Source organism: Siphonobacter aquaeclarae (assembly GCF_900103285.1).
In the GTDB taxonomy this organism is placed as follows: domain Bacteria; phylum Bacteroidota; class Bacteroidia; order Cytophagales; family Spirosomataceae; genus Siphonobacter; species Siphonobacter aquaeclarae.
Genome location: NZ_FNGS01000005.1, coordinates 178,187 through 194,297, shown reverse-complemented (window position 1 = coordinate 194,297; position 16,111 = coordinate 178,187). Strand labels below are relative to the sequence as shown.

Below are 16,111 nucleotides of genomic sequence, written 5' to 3'. Positions count from 1 at the left end.
ACATGAAACAAGTTGGACTTATGCTGGGCCTGGCACTATGTCTGTCGGCCTGTAACAAAGACTTCCTCGATAAAAATCCACAGGATTCTTACAGTAACTCTTCTCTGTGGTCGTCGGAAAACGATGCGCTTTCGGCGCTGAACGGCTGCTACAGCGGCTGGGAAGACGGCTACAATACCGTCTACATGGACTGTGCCTCCGACAACGCCTATGGCCAGTACTACTGGGAAGGCTATACCTACTACGGAAACGGGTCCATTACTCCCTCCAGCCCCAGTGCGCAGAACCGGTGGAGCTATTCCACGATCCAGCGGTGCAACTGGTTTCTGGAAAACATCGATCCGACGCCGATGGGTGACGACCTGAAAAGCCGCTTCAAGGCAGAAGCGCGTTTTCTCCGGGCGTACCAATATTTCACCATGAGCCAGTTGTACGGCGATGTACCGCTGGTGACGAAATCCGTTTCGGCAGCCGAAGCGAATGTCGTTACCCGTGCCGCGAAGGCTGACGTTCAGGCATTTGTATTGAGCGAACTAACTGCCATCGCTCCGCTGCTTCCGGTGAAGTATACCGGCGGCGACATCGGGCGGATTACCCGGGGCGCGGCGCTTTCGCTGAAGGCCCGCCTCGAGCTGTACATGGGCAAGTACGCTGATGCGGCGACGGACGCTTCCACGGTCATGACCCTCGGATATACCTTGTTTCCAAGTTACAGCGATTTGTTCCGGATTCAGAACGAGAACAACAGCGAGGTAATCCTGGATATCCAGTACAAGGAAAACGACGTGTCGAACGGGTACCTGGGCGTCATGCCGTCGTCTTCGTTCGGGGGTTGGTCGTCGATCGACCCTACCCAGGATATCGTCGACGCCTACGAAACCAAAACAGGCAAGCTCATCACCGATCCGTCTTCAGGCTACAATGCCGAAGATCCGTACAACAACCGCGATCCGCGTCTGAATGCTTCGGTAGTATGCCCGGGGCAGTTGTACGAAGGGAAGTACTTCAACTCGATAGAGTCCACTTCAGCCGATTTCTACAACGGTGGCAATAACTCGCTTACGGGTTACAGCGTGAAAAAATTCACCTCTCACCTGTCCGACTACGCTGACATGTGGAATACGGGTCTGAACGCCATCGTCATCCGCTATGCCGAAATCCTGCTGACCTATGCGGAAGCGAAAATCGAGAGCGGCGTGATCGACGAAACGGTGTACCAGGCCATCGACGCCGTGCGTACGCGCGCGGGCATGCCTAAAACGGACCGTACCGTATACAAGGATCAGGCATCGCTCCGCCAGCTGGTCCGCCGCGAGCGCCGGGTAGAGCTGGCCTTCGAAGGCCTCCGGTGGTACGATATCCAGCGCTGGAAGGTAGGCCCGGAGACGATCGGCAAGACGGTTTACGGTGTCCGTCTCGGAAAAGTGGACAACGCCACCGGAAAACTCACCCTCACCGGCGACCACCTCAAAGTAGAAGAGCGGACGTTCGACCCGGAGAAAAACTACCTCTGGCCTGTTCCGCAAAAGGAAATGGACATCAATAAAAGCCTTGTTCAGAATCCGAAATACTGACCGACCCTGAGTACCGAAAAAGGCTTCCCGCGGTGGGAAGCCTTTTTCGGTTTTCTGAGGAAGAAAAACGGCCCTAAAAGGTACTGACGGCGTCCAGCGCAGTTATTTCATCGGCTGTCAGTGAAACAGACGGTGCGTCTGTCAGGGTTTTCAGTTGGGCAAGGGACGTCGCGCTGACGATGGGTGCGACGATATTCGGGCGCGTCAGCAGCCAGGCCAGCGCAATGGTAGCGGGAGTTGATCCGTGGCTTGCCGCTACTTCGTCCAATACCTTCAGTACGCTCAATCCTTTCGCGTTCAGGTAACCCTTCACGCCGCCACCGCGGGGACTTTTCCCGAGATCGGCCTCCGACCGGTACTTGCCCGTCAGAAAGCCCGACGCCAGTGAGTAGTAAGGCAAAACGGCCAGTCCGTGCGCGGCGATGACCGGCGCATAACGCGTCTCATAGTCCTCCCGGGCGAGAAGGTTGTAATGTGGCTGATACACTTCGTAAGCGGCCTTGCCCTGTTTCGCCGAGTACTCCAGCGACGCGATCAGGTTTTCGGGACTGAGGTTGGACGCGCCGATATGACGAACCTTACCCTCCCGGACGAGCTGATCGTGTGCCTCGAGGGTTTCTTCTACAGGTGTAAAACCATCGTCCTTGTGCGTGTAGTAAAGATCGATGTAGTCGGTTTGAAGGCGGCGGAGCGACTCTTCTACGGTTTTGAGGATGTTCGCTTTACTGACATCGGCCGGACGAACGCCGTTCTCATACCCGACTTTCGTCGCCAGAACGATCTCGCTCCGGTTTCCGCGGCTTTTGAACCAGTTGCCGATGATGGTTTCCGACTCTCCCCCCGAATTGCCGGGTACCCAGAACGAGTACGTATCGGCGGTATCGATGAAATTAAATCCGGACGCCTGAAACGCATCCAGTATCCCGAAAGACTGCTTTTCGTCGAGTGTCCATCCGAACACATTTCCTCCGAGGTTGATCGGCGCGACCTGAAGACCGGTCGAACCCAGTGCTGTTTTTTTCATGTCTGTTGGATCGTTTGCCGGTCGGTTTGCCGGGACAGGAACCTCCCCTGCTCCACAAAAACCGACGGCTTTGTTCGGTGGCGAATGTCCGGTATATTTGAATCATTCATTCAAATTTTTCGATACAATATCGATTAATTCAAAATGATTGAACAAAATGATTCAATCGGTTCAACGGACTTTCGCGATCCTGGAATACATCGCCGCCAACGGCAACCTGGTTCGCCTGAACGACATCGCGCAGGCACTTTCGCTGCAGAATACGACGGTACACAACTTCCTGACATCCCTGAAAGAGCTCGGGTATGTGGAGCAGGACGAACTGACACCCCGGTACCGGCTGACGTCCAAGGTCATGCAGCTCGATTATTCGGAAGTATCGGTGCCGAGGCTTCGCGCCGACCTCCGGCCGGTCCTCGAAAAACTAACGGCGGAACTTGGTGAAACATCCTTTATGGCCGTCCAGCTGGGTAGCTACTTCCGGCATGAATGGAAATGCGAGCCGAACCGGTCGATCCGTATTTCGCTGGAACTCGGCAGGGAATACGAGATGCAGCACACCGCCATCGGCAAGGTTTTCATGGCCTATTCACCCCATCTGGCGCAGGTTATCTGGCGAAATATCCCACAGGAGGAGGCGGTTATGCAGGCCTCAGAGCTGGCCGAGGTGGTGAAAAACGGCTATGCCCTGGACCTGGAAGAGTACGAAAAAGAGCTCAACTGTGTCGCCTTACCGTATGTGCGAAAAAACCGGATCATAGCCGTAGTAGGTTTATCCGGACCGGCGTTTCGTTTCGACGTCCCGCACATGCAGGAAGCCGCCGAACGCGTCAAAAAGCTGCTCAGTCAGGCGTTTTGAGCCGTCGGTTAATCGGGCAGTGCCGTTCAATAGGTCTTCTTCCTTCGTTCTGAAATCTTTTTGAACCTTTGGGCTTCACCTGTTGAGTACTATGAAGCTCCTTCTCCTTGGTTGTTTTGCCTTTTTTCCGGCGCTCGCACAGCAGCCGTGTCAGTTATCGGAAGAACTTGACGCCGTTCCGGGAAGTCATATCGACGCCGCGCATACCGAATGGCCGGCGCAGCGTGCCTCCTGGCTGAACGACATGAAAACCCCGGCCCGCAAAGCCCTGGCCAATCAGGTACTGACGCAGATCGAGTCGATTGAGAAAAACAGCCGACGGAATTTTACCCTCACCGGCGGCGTGCTGAAGTCGAGTTTCAGCGCGACGTCCGGCTGTTTGTATAACCGGAAAAATATCGCGGCAACCTATGCCTTTCAATTGGGCTGTTACCGCTACCTGTGTCTCAAAAACAAACGGGAAGTCAGCGGCGAGTATAGTACAGTACTGCGGGCGACCGTCAACCCGTCGTTTCCCGCGCTGTTTACCAACTTACCGTTCGACGGAAAGCATAATGCCCTGCTGTACGATGAATCAGCCTGTACGGCTGGCCTGGCCCTGTTCGGATACGTCGGTTTTCAGGACGCTGGTCTGGCGGCGGCAGTCAACGGCGGCGACGGGTACTACCAGGATGTTCCCGAAGAACAGGTGAAAAAACTACCCGCCGGCAGTTCGAATTACATCACTCGGACGTGGTACATCGCCAAACGCGGACAGACGCCCTTTCTCCCGGTCAGCCGGAAAGAGTTTCTGGAAAGTCTGCTGAGCTATTACGAAAAAGAACGGGAAGTTGCCCCGCAATACAAAGCTGCTATCGACAAAGAATATGCCGCCCTGATACCCAGGGGCTACGACGAGCGCTGGTACAAGAGCAAAATGAGCGTATACAGCGACTTCGGGCAGGTCTACCGGAGGAAGAAAGAGGCGGTTTTGAAACTATTACAGGAAAATACCGCGGAGTGGCTGGGAAAGCAGGCAATCGTAGATGTCAACCGCTGCTGGCTGACGGATCCCAACAAGCCGGATTTTGGCGGCATGTATACCTTTTTGTCTTTTTCGGAAAAAGAAACCGGGTTGACCATTCAGCGTATCTACCGGTATAATCCCGCCTATTTTGCAGATGAGCCTTCCGGAAAACCGCAATTGATCCGGATCACGTTCCGGTATGTCAAACGCCCGTTCGACGAGCGTATCTTCCGAAACTTTACGGAAAACTTCGACCGCGCGGCATGGCAGAAGCTTGTAGACGAGCTATAAGCTGTAGGCTTTAAGCTATAAGCTATAGGCGCGCCTGGTAGTATATCTGCCCAAAGCCTACAGCTTATAGCCCGGCATAAGCCAGTAGCTCAAACCGATTTCCCCACGGGTCGCGGAAAAAGCAACGGTCGCGGCCGTTGATCGGCGTCGAATAGGCAATATCCACCTGCTGTGCGGTCAGAAACCGTTTCACTTCATCGAGATTTTCCACTTCGAAGGCAGCGTGGCGGTCGGAAGAGTCGTTGTGAGAAGCTTCTTCCCGAATATGCAGTTCGATATCTCCGGTCCGGAACCAGATGGCGCCGCGGGGATGATCACCGGGAATTTCTTCCCATTGCAATACCTCTCCATAGAAAGTCCTGGCAGCTTCCCGGGTATCGGGAGGAACGGAAATGAGAATGTGATCGAGACGTTTGACGGTTAGCATGAACCAAAAATAACTGGAAAGCCGGTTATTCCGGCAGTGGTTAGTCCCACGTATCCAGCCCCAGCAATTTCCGCCCCAGGGGTGACAGTTCGGCTACCGGCTGCTGTTTTTCGCGTTGCAGCGGATCCCCGGGAAAGGCATGCCCCTGCGGCGCTTCTTTGTCGCGCCAGGAGTGAATACGCCACTCCCGCAGCGCCTGATTATCCTCTTCGGCCGGCATCATCGAAATGTACTGGGCGATGCGGACCTTTCCGGCGGAGCGGTTAGGGCGAATGCCATGTGGCTGTAAACTATTGAAAATCAATAAATCTCCGGCTTCCATCTTCACTTTCTCCAATTCGAACCCGGTGGTATCGGGTTTGTAATGGTCGCGGTCTGCCGGTTGGGTCAGTTTCCAGGTTTCATAGGTCCGGAATAATTCCGGAATACATTGAAACCCGCCCATGTTTTCGTCGGTCTGATCGGCAAGGGCCAGCACGCCCTGAACGTTCTGGGGTTTGTCTTCCGGATCGTAATCCCAGTGAATAAAGCCTTTGAAGCTGTCTTCCGGACGCAGCGGAAGATTGAGGTTGGCGCGGTCGATCGTCACCCACAACTTCTCCGTCCCCCAGATATCGACAAATGCCTCATACACACGGGGATACTGCCGGTTTTCCCATTGCAGCGGGTGGTTATACAGCTCCACCATACCACTGCCGGTCAGCTCCTTCATCTTCATTTCGGGGAAAGGAGTCGTGTACCAGGTCGACGGGTCCGCCGGATCCTTTCCTTCAAACTCCCAGAGCAGGTCGGCCAGCTTTTGTACCTGTTCTTTGGCTACGGCCTGTTTGATCACAATGTAGCCGTTCCGGATCCAGAATTGCCAGTCTTCTTCGGAGAGGACGCGGAGCGGGCGGCCGTTGCTGCGGTCATTCAGGCTGATTTTGCTGCTGGAAGCGGTAGAGGGATTCCCGGGGATATCCAGGTGAGTCATGGTTGCGTTTTTCATTGTCGTTCCGTTGAATCTTCCCGACAAAATTCAGGACTATTCAAAGGACACACTGACTCCGGAAGGGCGATCATGCGCTCTCCATTGACACTCTACAAGATAACTACCGCTTTTTTCCGTCATTTACAAGCTATATGAAGATCGTACGGGAAAATGTCATTTTTGAACCGGGTCAGTCGTTCCGGGTCTTTTCGCCCTCGCTCCGGCACTATTTCCTCTGGCACTATCATCCGGAGTTCGAGTTGGTGTATGTGGAAGCGGTGACGGGAATCCGCCACGTGGGCAGCAGCGTCACGAGCTATGACGAAAGCGACCTGATTCTCATCGGCTCCAACGTTCCCCACCTCAATTTTGACTACGGGATCGAAACAGACTACGAGCAGATCGTCATCCAGCTGCGGGAACAGTTTCGGGAGACGCTCCTGGCTGCGCCGGAGTTCGGGGCGATAGACCGCCTCCTGGAGCGGGCCTACCTCGGACTTGTCTTCCGGGGAGAGACGAAGCGGATCGCGGCGGAGAAAATCCGCCGCCTGCAGGCGCTCCGGGGTTATGAAGCACTCATCGCGTTGCTGGATATTCTGCAGCTCCTCGCCTGTTCGTCCGAAGTGGCGGAGCTGAATACAGAGGATACCCGCATCAAGCTATTCCTCAACGACAAAATCCGGATGGGGACGGTGTATGATTACATCCATGCGCGGTACAACCGGCAGCCGGATGTCAACGAAATCGCGGCGCAGGTACACCTCAGTACCTCAGCGTTTTGCCGGTATTTCAAGCGACAGACGCAGATGACGTTTACCGACTTTGTCAATCACTACCGGATCAGCCAGGCCAAGACGCTGCTCCTGCGCGACCTGAGCGTCTCGGAGGTTTGCTATCAGGTCGGGATTGAAAGCCTTTCCTATTTCAACAAAACTTTCAGGACCCTTGCTGGTGAAACGCCGACCGGTTTCAAGAAAAAACACCTGAAAAAATGATCGGCGACGGAAGGCACCGCTGCAAAGGGAAGCATCCAGAAACAAACGGGGGCATCTGCCTGTACAGCGCAGGTAGCTTATTAGGAGAGCCGGCGTGGCTGGCTCTCCTGTCTTACCGAACAATTGTGGATATACCTCTCACAGGAGCTGAGCCAATGCCTTTTCGAAGCGGGGAAGACGCATTTGATCGGCCGCGGTATTCAGCAGGGCTTTTCCGTAAAACAGCAGACCTTCGTATTCGGCCAGTGAAAGGCTACCACTTGCCATCAACGAACCGAAAGTCGGCATATCAAAGCCTTCCATACGCTGATCGTGGCGGAAACCAGCGGGTTTCATTTGCGCGGCAAGCTGAAACATCAGCATGGAATAAATAATCCTGCAAAGCTGTCGCATTACAAAGAACCGGCTCACCTGATTTTCATCCGGTTCGGCTTCGAAATACGTATACAGGTAGGCGCGTTCGTGTTCGGGCGTGTGAACGAAAAAATTCGCTGCGTTGGCAAGGTCTATATACCGGTTGTTTAGCGAGGCTGTGTCCCAATCGATAATCCAGATAGTACTCCCGTCGCAAAGGATGTTATTGGGATTGAGATCGTTGTGGCTGCAAACCTCGTCTTCTTTCCGAAGCGTATAATTCTCTTTGAGTCGTTGATACCCTTCGAGACAGGCATCTACTACCGGTCCAGAAAGTATACCGCTGTTATTAAACTGGCTGATCAGGGCGTCAACCGTCGTGAATAAGGGCCGGCCTTCGGCGACGGAGGGTAATGCGTGTATCGCCCGGATTGTCGTCGCCAGTTTCCTGACCAACTCATCCGGACTAAAAACGCCCCTCAAAGGTTGATTATTGATGAAATCACTGATCGACACACCCTGCCGCTGATCGTTAAAATACATCCGGGGTGCTACTCCTGCGGCGGCGGCCAGAGCCGGAACATCCGTCATTTCACCCTCCTGCGGCGGCGTCAATTTGAGTGTATACGCGTTGTCTCCGATTCGTAGTTTGTAGATAGCCGAACCCGACAGGCCGCCTGCAAGTAAGGCTACGTCACTTACTTCGGCCGAACCAAAGCTATGAACCAATGCACCTTCGATAGACTCTATTCTGTCGATGGGCAACATGGGAAATGATTTTACTGACATCACGGAAATATAAACGATCAGAATAGGGATAGTGAACGCGGGCAGGTGTACGTATGGAATACCGTTCCGGAGTCCCGCGCCCAGTATGAACCGGCAATCGGGTAAAAGCATTCCGTTCGGAGCAGGATATTTACAGGTAATAACGGGTAGCTGCGGCAAAATCCCCGGACCCCGAAGGGGTCAAACGCTGGTAACCGCGGGCTGGAGCCCGCGGGATTCGGGCTTCATTCCGCGTAAAAATTCCCCGGGCTATCGCCCAGGGCTACGGGTGTTTGACCCCTTCGGGGTCGGATTGATGATACGAGCGTCGTAAAATTCCGTTGAAAGGGAGGCAAGGCCCTTCCTGCTTTGACACCTCCCGCCGCCCTCCAAAAAAGAAACCCCAAAAGTAACCTATGCAATTCTCCATACCGCACTGGCGCTCACTGATATTAGAATATCATTAAAAGGATAGCCCGTAGTAGGTTTCTAACTTTTTGGGAATTATTAAAGCAAATTTCGCTTCCGGCAGGGCTTGTTTCTGTAATTTTGGGGGAACGCTGTCTTCCCCGAATGAAGAAAAGAAAACATAGCCTTCTCATTTACAGAGTGTTTTGCTTTATAATGGCTCTCCATGTCATTAACGTAAGCATTGACACCCGGGATCGCTGTGTGATCTATACCGAAACGGGAGAAGCACACGAAGACCTTTCCATCAACGACATGGAAAGCTTTGTGGAGTTTATTGTGGAAGACCTGCTCGGCATGGCCAACGCCATTCCGGAGCACGACGACCCGGACGAAGACAGCGACCTCGCCAAGCTCCTCCAGGAGTATTGCTTCTCTCCTGTTTTCCGCCTGCTGCCTCCGGCGCCGCAGGTCGTGACGCTCGAACGTGAAGAGCAACCCGAATCCGTGGAAAAGCCAATGCGGCTCTACCAGGAAATTACCTCTCCGCCACCCAGGCAAACCGCCTAAGTCGCTTTTCTGACTGGTTTTCTCCGCAACCTTTCGTTCCGGAGGCACATCCTGTTTTCCGAATCCTCTCTTTCTTCACCGGCTTTGCGGCCTGCCCTGCGGCAGACGGCATGGCCCTACATCGCATGTTTAGTATGAAAACCGGCGTCTATTGCTGCGTCATCCTGGCCGCTTTTGGCCTGACCAATTGCCATTCCGGCAAGGCTACTCCCGAACGTTCCGGGGAGAAACTAACCCTGCCTGTGGTTGAACTTCTTCCTCAAAAAACCCAGCTGCACAAAGAGTATGTCAGTACCCTCGAAGCCGTCCGGAACGTGGAAATCCGGGCGCGCGTGAGCGGGTTTCTGGAGCATATCCACGTCGACGAAGGCCAGCGCGTTCACAAGGGACAGGTCCTTTTCAGCCTGAATACCGCTGAATACCAGGTCGAAACAGACAAGGCACAGGCGGCGCTGAAAACCGCTCAGGCAGAGGCCAAAACGGCGGAAGTAGAAGTCAGCCGCGTGAAACTGCTGCTGGCCAAAAACGTCGTTTCCCCATCCGAAATGGAGCTGGCCAAAGCGAAACTGGAAGCGGCGCGGGCCGGCATCGACGAGGCCCGTTCCATGCTCGAAGCAGCCTCCCTGCGCCTCACGCAGGCGCATATCCGCGCACCGTTCGATGGCGTCATCAACCGGATCCCGTATAAAATCGGCAGCCTGATTGAAGCCGGAGCGTTGCTGACAACCGTGTCAGACATCCGGGAGGTCTTCGCCTATTTCGACGTTTCGGAACGGGAATACCTCGGTTTCGTCAAAAACAACAAAAACCTCCTCGGCAAAGGCGGTCAGGAAGTGGAGATTCTCCTCGCCGACGAAACCCTCTACCCCATCAAAGGCCGCATCGAGGCGATGGAAAGTACGTTTGAAGGCGAGTCGGGTACGATTGCCTTCCGCGCCCGTTTTGCCAATCCGGACCAGTTGCTGAAGCACGGTTCTTCCGGAAAAATCCGCCTGATATCCGTCGTGCCGGATGCGATTCTCGTACCACAAAAAGCCGTTTTTGAGATTCAGGACCGGAATTATGTGTATGTGGTCGACAAAACGGGTCGCGTTAAATCCCGCCATTTCATCCCGCAAAACCGGGTGGGTAAACACTACCTGGTGAAATCCGGGTTGCAGGCCGGCGACCGTGTCGTCTACGAAGGCATTCAGAATATCCGGGAAGGTGAAGCCATTACGGCGCGGGTAGTCGCCGGAGACAGCCTCGCCGATCTCCCGCAAAGCCCTGCCGTCCACTAACCTCCCGACTATTTCATGTTCGATATATTCATCAAACGGCCGCTTTTGTCGTCCGTTATCTCCATCATTATCACACTGTTGGGCGTACTGGCACTGACCGGGCTGCCCGTAACACAGTTCCCGGATATCGTTCCGCCATCGGTGACCGTCACCACCAAGTACACCGGCGCAAATGCGGAAGTATGTACCAAAGCTGTCGCCACGCCGCTCGAACGCGCCATCAACGGCGTTCCGGGTATGGTGTACATGAACTCGGTGTCCGGAAACGACGGTACGACACTGATTCAGGTATTCTTTGAAGTAGGGACCGACCCTGATCTGGCCGCTATGAACGTGCAGAACCGGGTGACTGCCGTCCTTGACGAGCTGCCGGAAGAAGTCATCAAAGCCGGGGTTATTACCGAAAAAGAGGTAAACAGTATGTTGCTGTACCTCAATATCTTCAGTGAAGATTCGACGATCGACGAGAAGTTCATTTACAACTTCGCCGACATCAATATCCTGGCCGAACTCAAGCGCATCGACGGCGTCGGATTTGCCGACATCATGGGCTCGCGGGAATACTCCATGCGGGTATGGCTGAAGCCTGACCGTCTGACAACCTATAACGTCTCACCCGACGACGTCATCCACGCCATCCGGCAGCAGAATGTCGAAGCTGCTCCTGGAAAAGCAGGGGAAAGCGCTGACCGCGCCCCGCAGGTACTGCAGTATGTACTCAAGTATACGGGTAAATTCTTCGAGCCTAAGCAGTATGAAAATATTGTCCTCCGGGCTGATCCGAGCGGGTCTATTCTTCGCCTCAAGGATGTCGCGGATGTAGAGTTCGGTTCTCTCGATTACGATGTACTCTCCAAAACAGACGGACGGCCCTCCGCCGCGATCATGCTCAAGCAGCGACCGGGGTCCAATGCACGGGAAATCATTCAGAACGTAAAAAGCCGCATGGCCGAACTGAAAAAGGAGACGTTTCCACCAGGGATGACCTACAACATGGCGTACGACGTTTCCCGGTTTCTTGACGCCTCCATCCATGAAGTCGTCAGGACGCTGTTCGAAGCGTTTATCCTCGTCTTCATTGTGGTGTTTTTGTTTTTGCAGGACTGGCGCTCTACCGTCATCTGCGCCTTTGTAGTGCCCGTGGCGCTGATCGGGACGTTTGCGTTCATGAGCGTCATCGGCTTTTCGGTAAATCTGCTGACCCTGTTTGCGCTCGTTCTGGCGATTGGGATTGTGGTGGACGATGGTATCGTGGTCGTCGAAGCCGTTCACGCCAAAATCACCGAAGAACACCTGTCGCCCGTAGAGGCTACCTTCGCTGCCATGCGGGAAATCCGCAGTGCGATTGTAGCAATTACGCTCGTCATGTCGGCTGTGTTTGTGCCGGTTGCCTTTCTTTCCGGGCCGGTGGGGATCTTTTACCGGCAGTTTTCGCTCACGCTGGCGGTTGCCATCCTCATCTCCGGCCTCAACGCCCTGACACTGACGCCGGCTCTTTGTGCGCTGATGCTCCGGCCGCACGCGGCAGGTAAGAAAAACCTGCTGGGCCGTTTTTTCGATGGATTCAATGCCTGGTTTGATCGCCTGACGAATGGCTATGGCGGACTGCTCGGCAAAATTGCCGGCCGGAAAACCGTCACGCTTGGTTTGCTGCTGCTTTTCTGCGCCGGAACCTGGGGCATCAATACCGTTTTACCCAGCGGCTTTATTCCGACCGAGGACCAGGGTATGATTTACGTCAATGTGACGACCCCGGCAGGCGCGACAGTCAAACGAACCGAAGAAGTCCTCGACAAAATCCAGGAAGTAGCGGCAAACATGGATGCCGTTGAAAACGTCTCCACCCTCGCCGGGTTCAGCCTGATGACCGACGGATCAGGCTCTTCCTACGGCATGGGAATGGTAAACCTGAAGAGCTGGGACGAGCGGAAGGAGACCGTCGATGATATCGTTACCCTCCTCGAACAGAAAACCCGGCATATCCAGGGAGCAAGTATCCAGTTTTTTTCACCGCCGACAGTACCCGGCTTCGGAAACTCCAGCGGGTTTGAGCTTCGTCTGCTCGACAAAACCGGCAAGGGCGATCTTCAGCATACCAAAAAAGTAACCGAAGCTTTTCTGGACGAACTCCGGAAGCGTCCGGAAATCGGAACCGTCTTTACCAGTTTCGACCCGACCTTCCCGCAGTTTATGCTGCACGTCGACTACGACAAGGCCGCGCAGAAAGGCGTTTCGGTCGACAATGCAATGAATACCCTTCAGACGTTGATGGGTAGTTTTTATGCTTCCAACTTCATCCGTTTCGGGCAGATGTACAAAGTGATGGTACAGGCCTCGCCCGAATTTCGAACGAAACCGGAAGATGTACTGACGATGCACGTGAAGAATGAAAAGGGAGAAATGGTCCCGTTTTCAAATTTCATCCGGCTGGAGAAAGTATACGGCCCTGAGCAGCTTACGCGGTACAACATGTATACGTCGGCACTGATCAATGGCGACGCGTCGGCCGGATTCAGCAGCGGCGACGCGTTGAAAGCGGTGGAAGAAACAGCGGCGCAGAAACTACCCAAAGGCTTTACGTTTGCGTGGTCGGGCATGTCGCGGGAAGAGGTACTGTCGGGCAACCAGGCCATCTATATTTTCCTGCTGTGCCTGGTTTTTGTCTACCTGCTGCTCGTGGCCCAGTATGAGAGCGTACTCCTGCCGCTGCCGGTGCTGCTCTCCCTTCCGACGGGGATATTCGGAGCCTTTCTGTTTCTGAAACTCGCTGGTCTTCAGAACAATATCTACGCCCAGGTAGCGCTCGTCATGCTGATCGGACTATTGGGCAAAAACGCCATTCTCATCGTCGAATTTGCCAATCAGCGGCAGAAAGAAGGTCTTTCCGCGCTCCGGGCGGCGATTGAAGGAGCCGTGGCCCGTTTGCGTCCGATTCTGATGACCTCCTTCGCGTTTGTGGCGGGCCTCATACCGCTGTGCATCGCATCGGGTGCGGGCGCGCTCGGCAACCGTTCCATTGGCACGGCAGCGGCGGGCGGCATGCTCGTCGGCACTGTTTTCGGCCTGGTGATCGTACCCGGGCTGTATGTGATGTTCGCGGGAAAGACGCGCTCAGCGGCTTCCCGTTCTCCGAAAAATACCCTTATTCATGAATCCTAAAAGCTATGCCGCCGTCGCCCTTTGCTTGTTCGCCGCAGGGTGCCGGACGGTTTCCATACCATCGGTCGATACTACCCTGAGACTGCCGGAAACCTATCTTTCCGGCTCGCGGGATACGACCGGCAGCGCTGCGACTCCATACCGCTTATTGCTGACAGATGAGATACTCACGGCATTGCTCGATACGGCGCTGACGCGAAACATCGACCTGAAAATCGCCGCGCAGCGTATCGAAATAAGCCAGGCGCAATGGGGTATTGCCCGGAATGCGCTGCTTCCGCAGGTATCGGCAGGAGCTACGGCAGGGGTCGACAGATACGGTAAGTATACCCTGAACGGTGTCGGAAATTACGATACCAACCTTTCGCCGAATGTCGAAGGATCCAGTCGTATTCCCGATCCGACGCCGGAGTATTTCGCCGGGCTGCGCAGCACCTGGGAAATTGACCTGTGGGGCAAGTTGAAGAAGCGGCGTCAGGCAGCATACCATCGTCTGCTGGCAAGCGTCGAAGGTCGTAATCTGATTGTAACGGGGCTCATCGGCGAAGTATCCCGCCATTACTACACCCTGCTGGCACTGGATGGGGAGCTGGAAATCATCCGGGAGAATATATCCCTTCAGGAGAAGGCCGTCGAACTCGTCGAAGTACAAAAAGCCGCCGGGCGCGTCACCGAGCTGGCGGTACAGCAGTTCCGGGCGCAGCTCATGAATACCCGGAGCCTCGAAGGCCAGGTACTTCAGGCGATACAGGAGGCAGAAAATCAGGTTAATTTTTTGTTGGGACGCTTTCCGCAGTCCATTCAGCGCGGCGGCTCGATCCGGAACCTGCCGTTGCCGGAGGCGCTGGCGGCGGGTTTGCCTTCGCAGCTGCTCCGTCACCGACCGGATATCCGTGCTGCGGAGCAGCAAATGTTCGCGGCGAATCTGGACGTTTCTGCCGCGCAACTGGATTTCTACCCGTCGCTCACGCTTTCGCCCTACATTGGCCTGAGCGCCTTCCGGCTGGGTGTATTGGGAGACCCGCAGTCGCTCACGACAGGTATTCTCGGCGGACTTTCGGCTCCGGTGTTCAACCGTCGCGCGCTGAAAGCCAACCTCAAGATCAACGAAGCGGCGGCGCAGGAGGCTTATCTTCAGTACCGGCAGTCGGTGATCCGGGGCGTTTCGGAAGTCACGACGCATCTCAGCGGAATCGAGCGGTTCAGGGGTGTTGTCGGCTATAAAACCGAAGAAGTCAATATCCTGAAGCAGGCGGCGTCTACGTCCGACAACCTGTTCGGAACCGGCTACGCGTCGTACCTGGAGGTCATTACGGCACAACGTTCCGTTTTGCAGGCCGAGCTGGACCTTATTACGTTGAAAAAGACACAGTTTCACGCGGTGGTGGATTTGTACAGGGCGTTGGGCGGGGGCTGGCAACGGTAATTCATGAAAAGCCGGCTGTTGGCCGGCTTTTCATGCCTTTGGCGAATTGCCCTTCTGCATTTCCCGTCTGATATTTGCTTCCTCCAAACTACTACGCATGGCGCGTCGAAGCGTTTCCATACCGGTCGAACCGTTGAAAGAGCCGTTTGAAAACGGATTGACCGTCGTCCGGTCTGCACCGGAGCTTTTCGAGACCCTGCTCCGGGCCGGACATGCGCACCGGCATGATTTCTATTTTTTTGCGTTGCATGAATGCGGGGCTTCGACGTTTGAGGTTGACTTTGTTTCCTTTGAAATAGAAGGAAAAGCAGCCCACTATGTCTCGCCGCAACAAGTGCACCGCCTTCTGAATCTGGACGGCGTGGAGTTGTTTACACTGGCAATAGCAGAGGAAAACATTTCTCCGGAGTACCTGACACTGCTGGAAGACCTGCCTCCGTCGCGGCCGGTCCGGCTGACAGACGCCGATTTCGAGCTTCTCCGAACTTCAGCCTCTTTTTGCCTGACCTTGCATCAGCAGGCAAAAGACCTTCACTCTTTTCATACCCTGCAACATGCTGCCAACGCGTTTATCGGGCTGGTACTGGAGCAGTACATGTCCGCACAACCCGCGGCAATGTCCCGTTTTGATCAGGTATACAAAGCCTTCCGGCGGATACTGGAAAAGAACTTCCGGAAGCTGAAACGGCCGGCGGACTACGCAGAGAGCCTTCATCTTTCAGTACCGTACCTGAACGAATGTGTCCGTGCGGCGACCGGCTTTCCCGTATCCGATCATATCCGAAACCGGGTCATACTGGAGGCTAAGCGGCTTCTTCATCATTCCGACCGGTCGGTAAAACTCATCGCCGGCGAGCTGGGGTATGACGATCCGGCATACTTCTCGCGGCTGTTTGCGCGTGCCACAGGTATGACCGCGCAGACTTTCCGCGCCAAAAACCTCGATTAGTCCATTACCTGTGGCGGTTGCTCCATTGAGTGCCGTTTCCTTTTGAACCAG

The 16,111-nt window shown here is 54.8% G+C and carries 13 protein-coding genes; 9 read left to right on the top strand and 4 right to left on the bottom strand.

The annotated features are described in order from the left end of the window. Positions 1–2: 2 nt before the first annotated feature. Positions 3–1,574 carry a RagB/SusD family nutrient uptake outer membrane protein gene (locus BLR09_RS14065; RefSeq protein ID WP_093203313.1) on the top strand — a complete coding sequence of 524 codons (1,572 nt, stop codon included), beginning with the start codon at positions 3–5 and terminating at the stop codon, positions 1,572–1,574. A 73-nt stretch (positions 1,575–1,647) separates the two neighbouring features. Here BLR09_RS14065 and BLR09_RS14060 read toward each other — a convergent pair whose 3' ends face one another. Then, positions 1,648–2,598 (bottom strand): aldo/keto reductase, encoded by a 951-nt coding sequence (locus BLR09_RS14060; protein ID WP_093203310.1) that lies wholly within the window; start codon positions 2,596–2,598, stop codon positions 1,648–1,650. A gap of 157 nt (positions 2,599–2,755) precedes the next feature. Between BLR09_RS14060 and BLR09_RS14055 the strand changes: the two genes are divergently transcribed. Then, positions 2,756–3,457, top strand: a complete 702-nt coding sequence (locus tag BLR09_RS14055) for an IclR family transcriptional regulator (protein ID WP_143011094.1) — start codon at positions 2,756–2,758, stop codon at positions 3,455–3,457. 91 nt (positions 3,458–3,548) lie between these two features. Then, positions 3,549–4,754: a hypothetical protein gene (locus tag BLR09_RS14050; protein ID WP_093203305.1), complete on the top strand. Its 1,206-nt coding sequence runs from the start codon at positions 3,549–3,551 to the stop codon at positions 4,752–4,754. Between the two features lie 64 nt (positions 4,755–4,818). On the opposite strand, the gene BLR09_RS14045 is transcribed toward BLR09_RS14050, so the two are convergent. Together BLR09_RS14045 and BLR09_RS14040 are read right to left on the bottom strand one after the other, a co-directional pair. Next, entirely contained in the window at positions 4,819–5,181 is a 363-nt protein-coding gene (locus BLR09_RS14045; RefSeq protein ID WP_093203303.1) for a VOC family protein, read from the bottom strand. Positions 5,182–5,221: 40 nt separating this feature from the next. Then, positions 5,222–6,169 carry a phytanoyl-CoA dioxygenase family protein gene (locus BLR09_RS14040; RefSeq protein ID WP_093203300.1) on the bottom strand — a complete coding sequence of 316 codons (948 nt, stop codon included), beginning with the start codon at positions 6,167–6,169 and terminating at the stop codon, positions 5,222–5,224. A gap of 134 nt (positions 6,170–6,303) precedes the next feature. Between BLR09_RS14040 and BLR09_RS14035 the strand changes: the two genes are divergently transcribed. Continuing rightward, positions 6,304–7,146 carry a helix-turn-helix domain-containing protein gene (locus BLR09_RS14035; protein ID WP_093203298.1) on the top strand — a complete coding sequence of 281 codons (843 nt, stop codon included), beginning with the start codon at positions 6,304–6,306 and terminating at the stop codon, positions 7,144–7,146. Between the two features lie 138 nt (positions 7,147–7,284). On the opposite strand, the gene BLR09_RS14030 is transcribed toward BLR09_RS14035, so the two are convergent. Next, positions 7,285–8,268: a phosphotransferase family protein gene (locus BLR09_RS14030; protein ID WP_176785549.1), complete on the bottom strand. Its 984-nt coding sequence runs from the start codon at positions 8,266–8,268 to the stop codon at positions 7,285–7,287. Positions 8,269–8,892: 624 nt separating this feature from the next. Here BLR09_RS14030 and BLR09_RS14025 point away from each other — a divergent pair. The 5 genes from BLR09_RS14025 (at position 8,893) to BLR09_RS14005 (ending at position 16,060) form a co-directional block, all read left to right on the top strand. Beyond that, complete coding sequence (locus BLR09_RS14025) at positions 8,893–9,246, top strand: hypothetical protein (RefSeq protein WP_093203292.1); 354 nt, start codon at positions 8,893–8,895, stop codon at positions 9,244–9,246. 134 nt (positions 9,247–9,380) lie between these two features. Beyond that, the gene (locus tag BLR09_RS14020; RefSeq protein WP_093203290.1) at positions 9,381–10,526 is read left to right on the top strand and encodes an efflux RND transporter periplasmic adaptor subunit; all 1,146 of its coding nucleotides are present in this window, start codon (positions 9,381–9,383) and stop codon (positions 10,524–10,526) included. Between the two features lie 15 nt (positions 10,527–10,541). Beyond that, positions 10,542–13,685, top strand: a complete 3,144-nt coding sequence (locus tag BLR09_RS14015) for an efflux RND transporter permease subunit (protein WP_093203287.1) — start codon at positions 10,542–10,544, stop codon at positions 13,683–13,685. Continuing rightward, complete coding sequence (locus BLR09_RS14010) at positions 13,675–15,111, top strand: TolC family protein (RefSeq protein WP_093203285.1); 1,437 nt, start codon at positions 13,675–13,677, stop codon at positions 15,109–15,111. The genes BLR09_RS14015 and BLR09_RS14010 overlap by 11 nt, the downstream gene beginning before the upstream one ends. A 97-nt stretch (positions 15,112–15,208) precedes the next feature. Continuing rightward, positions 15,209–16,060 (top strand): helix-turn-helix domain-containing protein, encoded by an 852-nt coding sequence (locus BLR09_RS14005; RefSeq protein ID WP_093203282.1) that lies wholly within the window; start codon positions 15,209–15,211, stop codon positions 16,058–16,060. Positions 16,061–16,111: the final 51 nt, after the last annotated feature.